Below are 14073 nucleotides of genomic sequence, written 5' to 3' on the forward strand. Positions count from 1 at the left end.
AATATGTCAGAATCTCAAAATGAAACCTGGCAGCAGGCGGCTGCAAAAGATATTGCCTTTGATGATTTTAATCACTTATTAACCAAAGAGTTTAAGGCAAAATCTGAGCAGACTAAATCTGCGGTGGAAGGTGCAGTCAAAACACTGGCACAGCAAGCGCTGGCAAATAGTGTTACGGTATCTGACGATGCTTATAAAAGCATCGCCTCTATTATAGCCGAGATTGACCGTAAGCTTTCTGAGCAAATCAACCTGATTTTGCATCACAGCGAATTTCAGACGCTCGAAAGCGCGTGGCGGGGTCTTCATCATCTGGTGAATAACACTGAGACTGATGAGAAACTTAAATTACGTTTTATGGATATCTCGAAAGACGAACTTCGGCGCAGTATGAAACGCTATCGCGGTATTGCCTGGGATCAGAGTCCGCTGTTCAAGAAGGTTTATGAAGCGGAATATGGTCAGTTAGGCGGGGAACCTTATGGCTGCTTGGTGGCAGACTATTTCTTTGATCACACCGCGCCCGATGTTGACTTATTAACCTCGATAAGCAAAGTGGCTGCGTCAGCACATGTGCCGTTTATCGCCGGTGCATCACCCAGCGTGCTGCAGATGGAGTCGTGGCAAGAGCTGTCTAACCCGCGCGATTTAACCAAGATCTTTACTCAGAATCTTGAATACGCAGCATGGAATGCACTGCGTCAGTCCGAGGACTCGCGTTATATCGGCTTAGTGATGCCGCGTTTTCTGGCTCGTCTTCCCTATGGTATTAACACTAATCCCGTTGACAGTTTCCATTTTGAAGAAACGACTGATGGGTCAGATCACAGTAAATATGTCTGGTCAAATGCCGCCTATGCGATGGCAGTTAACATCAACAGGTCTTTTAAAGACTACGGCTGGTGTACGCTGATCCGCGGTGTGGAAAGCGGTGGCGTGGTGGATGGCTTACCTTGCCACACCTTCCCAACCGATGATGGTGGCGTTGATATGAAATGCCCAACGGAAATCGCTATTTCGGACCGTCGAGAAGCAGAGCTGGGTAAAAATGGATTTATTCCATTGGTACACCGTAAAAATAGCACTCATGCTGCCTTTATAGGCGCGCAGTCGCTGCAGAAGCCAATGGAGTATTATGATCCTGATGCAACCGCCAACTCAAACCTGTCAGCACGCTTGCCTTACCTCTTCGCCTGCTCGCGTTTTGCACATTATCTGAAATGTATAGTGCGCGACAAAATTGGCTCATTCAAAGAACGCGAAGAGATGCAGCGTTGGCTTAACGACTGGCTGATGAACTATGTTGATGGCGATCCGGTTAACTCCTCTATACAGACTAAGGCCCGCCGTCCACTGGCAGCCGCAGAAGTGATGATTGAGGATGTTGAAGGTAATCCCGGTTATTACCAAGCTAAATTCTTTTTACGTCCGCATTTTCAGTTAGAAGGGCTGACCGTTTCGCTGCGCATGGTTGCTAAATTACCTTCAGTGAAGGACGTTGCCTAAAGTAATTATTTTTTTGATTTACCTATAGCAATATCGCTATATCCGCGAGTTTCCTTATTTATTAAGGAGAGTTTGTCACGTCCCTTACTGTTAAGTATGGGTTATTAACCTTAGGAGAATTAAAATGTCACAGGATATTTTTATTAAAATTGATGGTATTGAAGGTGAGTCTTTAGATTCAGAGCACAAAAATGAAATCCAGGTGCTTTCTTGGAATTGGGATGTCTCTCAACGTTCAAATATGCACAGTGGATCCGGTGGTGGTTCGGGTAAAGCCAGCGTTTCTGATTTCTGCTTTGAACATTACACTGACAAAGCAAGTCCAAATTTACTGAGCTACTGTCTATCAGGAAAGCATATTAAAAATATTAAGTTCGTTATTCGTAAAGCGGGAGGAGATCCTCTTACTTATTTAACCATCACATTTACCGATGTAATTATTACTGGCGTTGATATGGGGGGCTGTGCTGAAGACGAGGCTCGTCCACGTGAACGCGTGCGCTTCTCCTTTACTAAAATGTCTAACGAATACGTAATGCAGAATGCTGAAGGCCATAAATCTGGCGTTATTTCTGCGACCTACGATATTAAGGCCAATCAGCTGGGGTAATCCTGGCTTGTAACTAGCCTGCTGCCGATGCAGCAGGTTTATTAGGGTTAAATAGTGACGAATTCAATATTCAATTTTATGAGGCAGGGCGGCGTTCTCTGCTCGCTGCTGTGTTTGGCGGCATGCTCATCGTCAGCCCCAGAAACTCCCCCGGCAGAAAATTTTGTCGTTGAACTTCAGGCTGGCGATGACATTAATCAGAATGAGCAGGGTCAGGCGAATCCGTTAAGCGTGACTCTTTTCCAACTCAAACAAACTGAAGCATTTGTGAATAGTGATTATTTCGCCCTTGTTGAAACGCCTTCATCAGAACTCAAAGCGCAAAGTAGTAAAGCCGGAGCTTATATCCTTAAACCGGGAGAGCATCAGCGCATTACTCTGACGGCAAAAGAGGGGGTTAATTATATCGGTGTGGTAAGCGGTTATCGGGATATTTCTCACGCTACTTGGCGAACAGTATTTCCATTACCGAAAAACCCACCCGATAAATGGTATTCATTTTTTTGGTCAGCTAATAAAACAACGCTGCCCTCTGTCACGGTTTATATGGACAGACAAGCGACGACAATCCGAAAGGGAATAATAGAAAGTGAGAACAAATAAAGTCGTATGGAGTGAAGGCCTGTTTTTGCGACCACAGCTTTTTCAGCAGCAGGAGCGCTATCTTGAGTATTACGCTCACAAGCGTGCGTCAACCATTACGCCATTTTATTGGGGATTTTCCCATTACGAAATAGACCACGAGGCACTCTCTTACGGCAAACTGGTGCTTCGTTCAGGCTGGGGCGTGCTGCCCGATGGCACACCGTTTGATATTCCAGGCCATGCCAGCAGTCCTGAACCGTTAACCATTACCGCTGAGCATCTCAATAAAGTGATCTACCTAGCGGTACCGCTGCGTCTGGATAACACCGATGAGACCATCTTTGATGACGCCGACCAAAGCTCACTGGCCCGTTTTTGTGCCTTTGAAACAGAATTGAGCGACACGAATGTTATTCGTCAGGGGCCGAAACCGGTACAGCTGGCCTCGCTACGGCTAGCGCTGGTCTCCGAAAGCGAAATGACAGCCTCATGGATTGGCCTGCCGCTGGTACGCGTGCGTGCGATACAACCCGACGGCAGCATACTGCTTCATACCGACGACTATGTGCCGCCAGTCACCGCTTGTGCGGCCAACCCGCTGTTGGTTGAATGGCTCACCCATCTTAATGCACTGGTTAAGATGCGCGCGGAAACGCTGGCTGCCAGACTCTCTAATAGCGACGGTCGGGCCAGTGCCAGTGCCGAAATCGTCGATTATCTGCTGTTGCAGATATTCAATAAATATGAAACTGTGCTGGATCATCTGCGCCATATTCCAGAACTCGCGCCGATAGCGTTTTATGAATCGCTGGCTACTTTTGCCAGCGAACTCTCTACTTTTGTGCGGACCAAGACTCGCCGCCCGCGTGCTATTCCCGGCTATAACCACGCTGACCTTTACGCATCACTGCGCCCTCTGGTGGACGATATTCATGAAATGCTTAATCAGATTCTGGTCCGCGCCGGGCAGACTATTCCCCTAGAGTTACGGGGTAATGGCGTATGGTCGGCGAGCATGTTGCCGCGTGAGTTGCTTGATTTCTCAGGGTTGGTGCTCGCCGTTCATGCGCAGATGCCGCTTGACGTGCTGCGCCACCAGTTCGCGCTTCAGGCCAAGCTTAGCGCTCCTACACAGCTCCATGATCTTGTACGTTCGCATCTGCCGGGGTTGACTCTGCGTGCTTTGCCGGTACCGCCAAGACAGATCCCCTATAGCGCCGGATATGTCTATTTCGAGTTAATTACTAGCGGTCCGTTCTGGGACAAAATTGCCAATACGGGGGCCCTTGCTCTGCATGTCGCGGGTGACTTTACTGAGCTTAAAATCGAACTATGGGGTATCAGAGACTAATGAGTGCTAGCAGTGATCTCGACCCAATGGATGACTTTTCCTTTTTAACAGGCGGAGAGAATACAGCAAGCGATCAAGCATTAGGGCATTTCCTGCTGGATGAGGCGTTGCCTGCTGAATCGCTCTCTGCGGATAAACTGAAAGTTAACTCTACTCCCGGCGCACAGTTGCGTTATGACGCTACACAACTTCGCACGGAAAGCGTTCAGCAACGCGTCGCCACGGTGACGGCCGCGAGCGAACCGCTGCTAGAAGCAGCCCAGCCGCTTCTGCGTGTACTGAGCGAAATGCCGGAAACCCTCGACAATCGTGAACAAATGCTGCTATTGAAGGAGGGACTCAAAGCTGAAATTTCCTTGTTCGGCGTAGTGTGCGATGAGGTGGATATCTCATGGAAAAAGATGGCCATAGTGCGCTTCTGTCTCTGTACCGCGCTTGATGAGGCGGCCTTGGCAAAAGCGTGGGGGCAGGAGTATGGCTGGTCCCACAATAATCTGCTGAACCATTTTGAAGGTGACAGCGACGGCGGAGACAAATTTTTTCTGCTGGTCGGCCGTCTTTCCATGACGCCTCATGAATATGCTGACGTACTGGAGATTCTGCTGCGCATTCTCGGGCTCGGCTTCGAGGGTCGTTATAGCATTATTGAGAACGGTGATCGCCATCTAACCAAAATTCGCCAGCGTATGCTTACGCTATTGCAAAGTACCCGGGACAGCATTCCGGCCGCACTCGCTTCACATGTTCTGCCACTGCGCAACCCTAAAAAACGCCGGTTGACGATTATTCCGGTGCGCGTATCGCTGCTGCTGACGTTGGTACTGTGTATTGGTAGCTTTATAGGGTGCAAATATCTGCTGCTAAAGCCTGAAAGCCACGAGCTATCCAGGATGACTGTATTACAGCACTCCCAGCAAAACGCTGCGCTCACCACCACTGACCTTCGCCTTAGCGATCTGTTGAAAGATGAAATTGCCAACCGGCTGGTTCAGGTCAAAGAGCAGGCGCATCAGGGCATCGTTACCCTGCCGGGTGATGCGAATTTCGCCGTCGGTGCAGCGGAGATTATGCCTGCAAGAGTTGAATTGCTGCTGAAGATTGCCCGTGCGGTCCAACGGCTTAACGGCAAAGTACGCATTGTTGGCTACACCGATGCTATGCCAATCAGTCGTCCCGGCGTACCCGACAATCAGGTGCTGTCAGAAAAGCGTGCCGATAGCGTGGCACAGATCTTTTTAAAAAACGGCTTATCGAAAGCGGATGTTCAAAGTGCGGGGGTGGGCGATCGCAATCCTGTCGCCAGCAATCGTAACCCGGCTGGGCGTGCTCAGAATCGCCGTGTAGATATCTTTGTAAATTATTAATGGATACACCATGTCAGTGTTAAATCGTTTGTTTTCTGGGGTTATCTGGCCACGGGTGTTACTGATCACACTCTGTGTGTTACTGACCGCGGCCTGTTGGTTACTCGGCCCTTGGTTGGGATTTGGTGAGGCTAGGCCTCTTGAACCGGTATCCTCCCGTATTATCGTGGTCGTCATGCTGGCTTCAGTACTGATGGCATACTGGCTGCGCTTACCTCTGTTTATATCGCTGACGCTGGTAGTGCTGGCGCTTATCTGGGTTGCAGGTCCTTGGCTACTGGTCGGTAAGGGCTATCCGCTTAGGCTACCCGGCCATCGCCTGCTTCTGATGGCTGTGGTGGCGTTCGTGGCGCTGACTTACGGTGTCTGGCGTTTATTACAGGCCCTAGCACGTAACCCAGCACTGCTAAGCCGGTGGATAAAAAAACCATCCTCTACGCAGAAGAATGCCGCGCAAGCAAATACGGCTATTCACACGGCAGTGGCCCGGGGTATGCAATATATGCGCCAGATACAGCAGGTAATCCCTCGCTGGCAGCGCTTTTTTGGGCTGCGGCGCGCCACGCTTCCGTGGTTTTTAATGTTGGGCGCGCCGTCTGCAGGCAAGACAGCGCTGCTACTCTCCTCGGGTCAGGATTTTCCCTTACCTGAGCAGCTGTCACGTAAAAACAGTGAGGCTCCGCCAACCGGTAGCTGTGAATGCCTGTTTACTAACCAAGCTGTTTTTATTGACACGGCGGGCCGATTCGTCAGTGAAACGAACGACGGCGAAGAGGAATGGAGTAGTCTGCTGTCTGCGCTGAAAAAAAGTCGTCCTACTCAGGGGATTAATGGGGCGATTGTCACGCTATCCGTTGAAGATATTCTGCACAAAACCCAGACTGAGCGTCTGGCGATGGCTGCTGCACTGCGTGGAAGGATCAGCGAAGCCCGCGAAAAGCTTGGCGTACGTTTCCCGATCTATGTAATTGTAACGAAACTCGACCTACTTAACGGTTTTACAGATTTTTTCCGCAATCTGACGCTCGCTGAAAGAGAGCAAATATGGGGAGTCACACTCGACTGGGAAAAAGCGTTGCCGCACGCCTCACAAAATCTCCATCACCAGCTCAAGCAGGAATTTGACCTGTTGCATCATCGTCTGAGTAGCGCGGTTTATCTACGTCAGCAGGAGGAGTATGACTTGGGCGATCGCAAGCGACTGTATGCCTTTCCCGATGATTTTGCCCAGCTTGCTAGCATAGTCAACGAGATGGTCAATAATATCTTCTTTGCCTCACGGTATGATGAAACTGACGTTTTTTCTGCGCTGCGTGGCGTCTATTTCACTAGCAGTTGTCAGCCACAGAGCTTTTCACTGTTTAATAATCAAACGCTATTACAACGCTGGCATCAGTTGGTTCGCGACGGAAAGTTGTCCTCTTTGCCTTCTGATAAACGATCGCTCAGTGAAGAGCAGGTGCTTCTAAGCGAAAATGCCTGGAGCAAACACTATTTCCTGACGCAACTTTTCGGCGAAGTGATTGGCCGCGACGGCGATCTGGTCCGCTATAATTTGCAGCGACATGCAGCCAGCCGTCTGAAAAATCTGTTTGGGCATCTTGCCTGCTGGGGAGGGGCGATATGGCTTACGCTCGCACTGTGCAACAGTTATCAGCTTAACCATGGCTATCTTAATGCGTTGGATAAAAAGCTTAGCCGGATGGCGCTTCAGCTGGAAAATTACACAGATGAAAAAGCCGTAAATAAGCTAATGCCTCTGCTTAGCACAACACGGGCGCTAGCAAAGTACCCTGGTTTGAACCTCAACGATCCTGATCAGCAGTGGCGTTATGGACTTTACACCGGGTATTCCATTGCTGCGGGGGCTGATTCACTCTACCACTTCGTATTACAACACTATCTGCTCCCTGAACTGGTTAAAAAGGCACACGACGATTTGCAGCTTGCGCTGAACTCCTCCGACGACCAACGTGTCTGGACGGCGTTAAAAAGCTATCTAATGTTAACCCGGAGCACCAAGGGGGATTACGCTTGGCTGGTCAGTCAATTAAGTGATAGCTGGCTACAAAGCCGTACGTTTAGCGGCGTGGTCGATGTTGAACCTCTGCAGAGCTATCTTAACGATCTCTTTAACCTTAAAACCTGGCAGAAATCGCTATCACCTGCGGATGACACCTTAATTACTCGGGCGCGGGCGCGGCTGGGTGAAAAGGATGAAAGCGCGCGCCTCTGGCAGCGCATAGAACATGACAGCGCAAAAAGCGCGCCAGCGAATCTGACGTTGCAGGCGATAACCGGCTCTGAGTCTCCGCAACTCTTTTATCTTAGCGACAGCGAACTTAACCAGAAGGGGATCCCTGGTCTTTATACGCACGCTGGCTGGGAGCAAGTGGTTAAAAAAAAAATGCTGACGTCACTACTGTTGTTACAGCGTGAAGATAGCTGGGTTATGGGAGAAACCACAGGCTTGAAAAGTCTGGCAGATCTCCATAACCGTGTGCTGACCCAATACCTGCAGAACTATGCGACTTACTGGCAGCGTTTTCTCGATAATTTGCAGCTGATCTCACTGGAGAAGGGACAATCTGGTGGGGCGAACGATATTGCTCTCAACATTGCGTTGTTACGCACAATGGTTAGTGACCATTCTCCCTTAACCACTGTTTTTCAGCGCGTGGCCAATGAGACAGTGCTGACCAGCGGGTCTTTGCCGGGAAATAATAAACTGAGTACGGTAGTGAATAAGGGATTTGCCGACCGGTCGCTGATCAAACAGCTGCTCGACGATCGATTCGCTGCTCTGCGCACCTTCGTACTGGGTGACACGACGAAAGAGAGTGGGCCCACAGAGTTTCTTCAGGCTCAGGGAAATGGATTGAACGGTGTACTAATGTTGCTGCGCGATCAGTATACGCGCTTTGTGGTCTATAACAGCGCGTTTGCTAATATCGGTGGCCAGCAGATGGCGCTGGAGAGTGCGCAAATGGGGGCTCAGGAAGATACCTGGCCCGCTGCGGTCAGAAATGTGGTCTCCCCACTGCTATCAGCCACCTTCAACAAAGTGCAGCAGCAAGATATTGCACGCAGTACAGCGGCGATTGGTGACGGATTGGGGGAGGTCTGCCGCCGTAGTTTTCAGGGACGCTATCCCTTTGCTGACAGCAAGCGTGAAGTTTCTGTGCCAGATTTTGTCAGGTTCTTTGCCCCGGGCGGCATCGTCGACAGCTGGTTCAAGCAGAACCTGGCAGAAAAAGTGGATACTTCACATTACCCGTGGCGTTTCAAAGGCACCAGCAATACTGAGGGGCTTGCTTTTTTTGAGCAGGCAGCCGCGATTCGTGCTCTGTTCTTTTCTGGCGATGATAACCAAAAACCGGCGCTGAATTTCTCTGCCACGGTACGCTTTCTCGCGCCTGAGGTCAGGGAGTTTATTCTTAGTTTCAACGGTGAAGCGCTGAAATATGCCCACGGTCCATTAACGGTGCAAGCGTTGAACTGGTCTGCGGTACGTCAGGGGAGTGAAATTAGTATGGCACTGCGTGAGGATCAGGCGGGTGCATTACCTGATTTGCACTGGCAGGGTCCTTGGGCGCTACTGCACTGGCTGGATGCGGCCGAAACAATTCGCGATACGCCTGATGGTAATCTACTGCTGCAGTGGGGTAACGGAAAAAAACGCGTCGAACTGCAGCTGGACGGACTGGCGGTAAACGGTGCGATGCCGGGTGATGTGCTGCGCGACTTCCGTTGCCCTGAGACCGGCACACAGGACGATGCCTTATGATCAAGCGCCTATTTTTCCCTGTGCGTATTATCGCATGGCTGAGCGGGCCGCCAGCCTTAATACGCCTGATACCTTGGCGATACCGACGTGCGCGGAACATCGTTGAGCGCCTCAACACGCTGATTACGCGTCTGCCTTTACCGCTGGTCGATGCCCGCGAGCTCGAGGGTTATCCCTGGTGCTTTGTCATGCCTGAAAGTGAAAGGCTGTACAAATCCTATATCGTAGGGGCTTTTTTGCCGCCTGTATCACCTAATGTCGGCGTATCGCAACTACTTTACGTACGCATTAGCCATCGGCGTATCCTCAAGCAGTTAGTGTATCCGATCGGCCTGCCGTTCTGGCTTGCCCGGGTGCTATTACCTCTGCTGCACGGCGGCGCAAGTACGTTACAGCGAAAAGAAATCCACGAGGCCTGCTTTATGCTCTCAGGCCTGAAGCAGGTTCAGGTCAATGGCAAGCTTGCTGACTGGCTGCCTGCGCAATCCCCTCTGTTTAGTCAGCTATGCAGCGTTCGCTGTGAAGCGGATGAGTGGCTGAACGAATTACACGGTGTTTGCCATATGCCGTGGTTTAACTGGCCTCGCTGTACGGCCAGCGATATGTCTGTCTGGTTTTGGCGTCAAAGCCGCTTTGGTAGGGTGCTCGATTCTCAACACTATCAGAACGGTACGTCCCATTGATGAAGTGCGATAGTTGCACTTTGCGATATTCACAGGTTAGTAGGTAACACTATGTCGCGAACAATTATGTTACATAGCTCGGCCATCCCCAGGTTAGTAAACCAGCCTGCGTTAGTGCTGACAAAACTTGAGGGTGAAGAAGCATTCTCCACGCTCTACACTTATACACTGACGGTGAAAACACCTGACGACCCTGATATTCCTTGGCAAACCGCGTCAAATATTGATCTGAAAGCGCTGATCGGTAAGGAAATGACGATAACTATTGAGCTGGATGGCAATGGTTTAGGTACTTCGCGTGGAAAGGGAAAAAGTATTCGGGAAATTTCCGGTCTGGTAGAAAAAGCACGCTACGTGGGCCGAGATGCCTCTCAGGCCATGTATGAGATTATTTTACGCCCGTGGCTTTTTCTTGCCGAGCTGACCACCGATTTTAAGATCTTTCAGGCTAAAAATGTCGTAGAAATTATTGATGAGGTGTTGTCCGACTATAATTTTGCTTATGAGCGACGCTTGACGGACGTCTACCCTGCACTCGACTTCCAAGTACAATATGGTGAAACTGACTTCGCTTTCATTCAGCGCCTGATGGAAGAGTGGGGCATATACTGGTTTTTTGAACATCATGACGGTAAGCATAAGTTGGTGCTTGTCGATCACGTCGGTGCACACCGATACAGTGACAGTCAGGCCTACAAGGTTATTCACTATCTACCTGAAACGCCCAAGGCAGATAAAGAATATGTTCGACAATTAACTCATCAAGAAGCCCTGACGAGTGGTCGCTGGGTAACCAATGATTATGACTTTACCAAATCGCGTGCAGACATTTTGGCGATGGACGTCAAGCCTCGCAAAACCCATTTTAATGATATGGAAATATACCAGTGGCCGGGGGATTACGATCAGCCTGATATTGGGGAAAAACTGGCGCGGGTACGTATTGAAGAACTGGGTGCACAGGGATCGCGTGCTTCGGGTAATGGTGAACTACGCGGCCTAGCTTGCGGGATCAATTTTACCCTTAAAGGACATCCAATTAATAAGGCTAACAGGGAATACATGGTTATTTCCAGCCGGTTGATTATTCAGGAAATCGAACAGCGTTCTCAGCAGTGGGATTTCTCGGTTGAATGTGATTTTACCGTTCAGCCGACAACAAAGATCTATCGTCATCCGCAAACTATTGCTAGGCCCCGTACGCATGGGCCTCAGAATGCGATTGTCGTGGGCCCCGCGGGAGAAGAGCTTTGGACCGATAGCTATGGTCGCGTAAAGGTGCGCTTTCTGTGGGATCGATACGGTCAAAATAACGATGGTGACTCTTGCTGGATTCGGGTCAGTCAGGCTTGGGCAGGAAACAGTTTTGGTGGGCTTTATATACCTCGTATCAATCAGGAGGTCATCGTTGATTTTATCAATGGCGATCCTGATAGGCCGTTGATTATTGGCAGCCTTTACAACAATATCACCAGCCCCCCCTGGGACCTACCGGGCAATGCCACTCAGAGTGGGCTAATCAGCCGCACGCTGGGCGGCGGCAAGACCAACTATAATGGTGTTCGTTTTGAAGATAAGCCCGGTATGGAAAATTATTGGGAACAGGCTGAACGAGATATGTCCCGCCTGACTAAAAATGATGAAAAGCATGTTATAGGTGCTAACTCAGTACTGCAGGTCGGTGACAGCCGCAGTGAGGTCATAGCGAAAGATTATAATAAGAATGTGGCAGGGATGAGTATCACGTCGATCGGCGCAGCATCCATGCTAAGCGTTGGCGCGGCCCAAATATCGACTATAGTCGGCGCGCGCGCGGTTAACGTGGGGGGTGTTGATGATAAAAACATTGGTGGAGCTAGTCTGGTCAACGTTGGCGGCTATCATGCTATGTCTGTAGGCGGAGCTTGGCAGAAGGAGATTGGCGGAGCTGCCTCCTTAATCAGTGGCGGACACCTTGAGTTTGGTACCGGTGGGGAGCTGATTCTGACCGGAAAGGTGATCAAAATTATCGGTCAGGAACGAGTGGTTATACAGTCTGATTCGGTTGAACTGAATCCCGGTGACGACGATGAGTGCGGTGGCGGTGGCGGCGGTGGCGGTGGCGGTCTTGCGGCCCTGACGTCTCTGGCAGCATTGGTGGCGTTGAAAGGCGCGATAGCCTTACCACTTCCACTGCCTAATTTACCTATCCCCGTTCCTACGCCGACGACAAGCCCAGAGCCGACGACAAGCCCAGCGCCGACGACAAGCCCAGAGCCGACACCGACGCCGACGGACACACCAGAACCATCAGATACCTTTTATCCACCACCCTGAGTAGTAGGTAACTAATTGAATTTAAACATTATATAAAGGAGGTAAACTATGCTACCAGCAGCCAGAGTAGGGGATGCTATTTGCCATGGGGGAGCCATCGCCAGTGGTTCATGTAATGTAACCATTAACGGACTCCCTGCAGCCATGCTTGCCGCGAGCGCTACTGTCTGTGGATTGCATGGCGGTGCGGTCATTGCCAGTGGATCGGGAACGATAACTATCAATGGCTATCCGGCCGCACGTATGGGTGACATTACTGCCTGTGGATCCAGTGTTTTGACAGGTTCAGGCAACGTGTTTATAGGCCAATAACGATGCAGCTGCGTTTAGACTGGCCTCTACCGCGCTTAAGTGGAAGTCCTCAGCCGGTTATATTGCCTGAGAGGACGGGGTACTTCTGTCTGCTCGGTGCAAAATTTATTACCGCCCTCCCCGGAGGGCATCATGACATTTTGCATATTGAACGAACAGAGTTTTCAGTTGTACTGACCTGCCATAGTCAGCGCTATCAATGCCTCGTTAACGAAGTAGCCCTGCAGCCAGATGAACCGGTTACGCTGCGACCGGGGATGATAATTCAGGCCGGCCAATTTCTGTTTAGCGTTAACGCTAAGAATAGGGGCACGGCGCCGGAAGCGGCAAAGGACGAACTCGTAGAGGTAATATCGCTGCTGCCCCATGGCGGACACTATACGGGCTGGCATACGGTAAACAGTAATGATAATAACTTAATAGATAATGATGATATTTTGCGACAGCTAAACCGCGAATATAAATATTATTTACTGTGGGGGGAGAGTGATTCATCCGGAGAAAATAAAAATAAACCGCGACAGGATTACATTCTTAAGAGTGACGACGAGCTGTTTCACAGCATTGAGCAAGTAAAACACAAGACAGTCTCTGAATGTGTTTTGAATACACCAGCCCTCATTAGCCGTATCATTAAGGAGCTGACTGAATCTTCCGACCTGATCGAGCCTGAGTGGGTAGAAGAGTCTTCGCCTGATATTCTTGCTGTGCTAGCACCCGAGCATCTCAAGAAAATTAAGCGCAGTGATATTTCAGAACTTACCTACAGCGAGCTGCATAAGCTAGGACTGTCCAGTCATCTCTAGGGTCGGGATATGATAATTATCTTGAGGTGTAATAATAATGTTAAATAATAAGTCTTACCCGCCGTGCTTACTTCAGCGCTTACTGGATGATGAGCCGCGCACTCTGGCTGAAGCCTGGGGGAAGTTTGAGTTTGATGAACGCAGAATGCGAGCGCTAATTCAGGAAAATATTGCCGATATTTTGAATACAGTGAACAGTGAGAGTGCGGTAAACAGTGAGCGGTATCCCTATCCTGCGGCTTCCGTAGTGAATTTTGGTGTAGCTTCAATGGTGGGAGAGTATTCCATGGCCCAAGGATGGCGTCAGCTTGAACAGCAGATCCGTGAGGCAATTATTCGATTCGAACCGCGTATCGCCGCTGAAACACTGGTAATTTCACTTTTGGGGGATATTCAGTCACCTGCCTGTAATGGGATTATTCACTTTGAAATCAGAGCACTGGTTCAAATGAATTCATACTCTTTTGGCCTGCGTCTTAACGCACATTACGATATCGAGAACGATTCGGCGTTAATAAAATGAGTATGAAAATTTTACTTTTACACTCGACGGTCCAGACTAATTTTTATAAAGGTACTCTACGCTGAGTATCCTTTCGGTGGGATATTACGGTATAGAAACCGAGAAATTGGGTGAATGTTTACTAAATCGATCGATTATCAGGGTGAAAAAGATCTCGGCCTGTTTTTATACTGACCCAGTATCGGAGAATCAGTTCCGAATCTTTAATTTGGAAACTGCAAATAAAGTAG

At 49.7% G+C, this 14073-nt stretch carries 11 protein-coding genes; all 11 read left to right on the top strand.

From position 1 onward, the window contains the following. The first annotated feature begins 3 nt into the window (after positions 1–3). The 11 genes from tssC (at position 4) to HGT71_RS05760 (ending at position 13843) form a co-directional block, all read left to right on the top strand. On the top strand, positions 4–1506 hold the full coding sequence (gene tssC, locus HGT71_RS05710) for a type VI secretion system contractile sheath large subunit (protein WP_092677991.1): 1503 nt from the start codon (positions 4–6) through the stop codon (positions 1504–1506). Positions 1507–1630: 124 nt separating this feature from the next. Next, on the top strand, positions 1631–2116 hold the full coding sequence (locus HGT71_RS05715) for an Hcp family type VI secretion system effector (RefSeq protein ID WP_092677989.1): 486 nt from the start codon (positions 1631–1633) through the stop codon (positions 2114–2116). A 54-nt stretch (positions 2117–2170) separates the two neighbouring features. Continuing rightward, positions 2171–2719, top strand: coding sequence for a type VI secretion system lipoprotein TssJ (gene tssJ / locus HGT71_RS05720; protein WP_092677987.1), 549 nt, complete (start codon positions 2171–2173; stop codon positions 2717–2719). After that, positions 2706–4052: a type VI secretion system baseplate subunit TssK gene (gene tssK / locus HGT71_RS05725; protein WP_092677985.1), complete on the top strand. Its 1347-nt coding sequence runs from the start codon at positions 2706–2708 to the stop codon at positions 4050–4052. Before tssJ ends, tssK begins: the two co-directional genes overlap by 14 nt. Continuing rightward, a complete protein-coding gene (gene icmH, locus HGT71_RS05730; protein ID WP_214217320.1) occupies positions 4052–5416 on the top strand; it encodes a type IVB secretion system protein IcmH/DotU in 1365 nt (454 codons plus the stop codon). The genes tssK and icmH overlap by 1 nt, the downstream gene beginning before the upstream one ends. Before the next feature lie 10 nt (positions 5417–5426). Next, on the top strand, positions 5427–9203 hold the full coding sequence (gene tssM, locus HGT71_RS05735; protein WP_214216969.1) for a type VI secretion system membrane subunit TssM: 3777 nt from the start codon (positions 5427–5429) through the stop codon (positions 9201–9203). Further along, complete coding sequence (locus tag HGT71_RS05740) at positions 9200–9886, top strand: hypothetical protein (protein ID WP_214216970.1); 687 nt, start codon at positions 9200–9202, stop codon at positions 9884–9886. The genes tssM and HGT71_RS05740 overlap by 4 nt, the downstream gene beginning before the upstream one ends. Before the next feature lie 51 nt (positions 9887–9937). Next, positions 9938–12202: a type VI secretion system Vgr family protein gene (locus HGT71_RS05745; protein ID WP_214216971.1), complete on the top strand. Its 2265-nt coding sequence runs from the start codon at positions 9938–9940 to the stop codon at positions 12200–12202. Between the two features lie 48 nt (positions 12203–12250). Continuing rightward, positions 12251–12514 carry a PAAR domain-containing protein gene (locus tag HGT71_RS05750; protein ID WP_092676442.1) on the top strand — a complete coding sequence of 88 codons (264 nt, stop codon included), beginning with the start codon at positions 12251–12253 and terminating at the stop codon, positions 12512–12514. A gap of 2 nt (positions 12515–12516) precedes the next feature. Beyond that, the gene (locus HGT71_RS05755; protein ID WP_214216972.1) at positions 12517–13320 is read left to right on the top strand and encodes a TagK domain-containing protein; all 804 of its coding nucleotides are present in this window, start codon (positions 12517–12519) and stop codon (positions 13318–13320) included. Between the two features lie 37 nt (positions 13321–13357). After that, positions 13358–13843, top strand: coding sequence for a type VI secretion system baseplate subunit TssE (locus tag HGT71_RS05760; protein ID WP_214216973.1), 486 nt, complete (start codon positions 13358–13360; stop codon positions 13841–13843). Positions 13844–14073: the final 230 nt, after the last annotated feature.

The sequence above is a fragment of the Rosenbergiella epipactidis genome, from assembly GCF_018494055.1.
Taxonomy (GTDB): Bacteria; Pseudomonadota; Gammaproteobacteria; order Enterobacterales; family Enterobacteriaceae; genus Rosenbergiella; species Rosenbergiella epipactidis.

Excerpts from the sequence above, each read along its gene's own strand:
- tssM (WP_214216969.1), top strand. The coding sequence starts at position 5,427 with ATGTCAGTGTTAAATCGTTTGTTTTCTGGGGTTATCTGGCCACGGGTG.
- HGT71_RS05755 (WP_214216972.1), top strand. The coding sequence starts at position 12,517 with ATGCAGCTGCGTTTAGACTGGCCTCTACCGCGCTTAAGTGGAAGTCCT.
- HGT71_RS05740 (WP_214216970.1), top strand. The coding sequence starts at position 9,200 with ATGATCAAGCGCCTATTTTTCCCTGTGCGTATTATCGCATGGCTGAGC.
- HGT71_RS05715 (WP_092677989.1), top strand. The coding sequence starts at position 1,631 with ATGTCACAGGATATTTTTATTAAAATTGATGGTATTGAAGGTGAGTCT.
- HGT71_RS05745 (WP_214216971.1), top strand. The coding sequence starts at position 9,938 with ATGTCGCGAACAATTATGTTACATAGCTCGGCCATCCCCAGGTTAGTA.
- icmH (WP_214217320.1), top strand. The coding sequence starts at position 4,052 with ATGAGTGCTAGCAGTGATCTCGACCCAATGGATGACTTTTCCTTTTTA.
- HGT71_RS05750 (WP_092676442.1), top strand. The coding sequence starts at position 12,251 with ATGCTACCAGCAGCCAGAGTAGGGGATGCTATTTGCCATGGGGGAGCC.
- HGT71_RS05760 (WP_214216973.1), top strand. The coding sequence starts at position 13,358 with ATGTTAAATAATAAGTCTTACCCGCCGTGCTTACTTCAGCGCTTACTG.
- tssC (WP_092677991.1), top strand. The coding sequence starts at position 4 with ATGTCAGAATCTCAAAATGAAACCTGGCAGCAGGCGGCTGCAAAAGAT.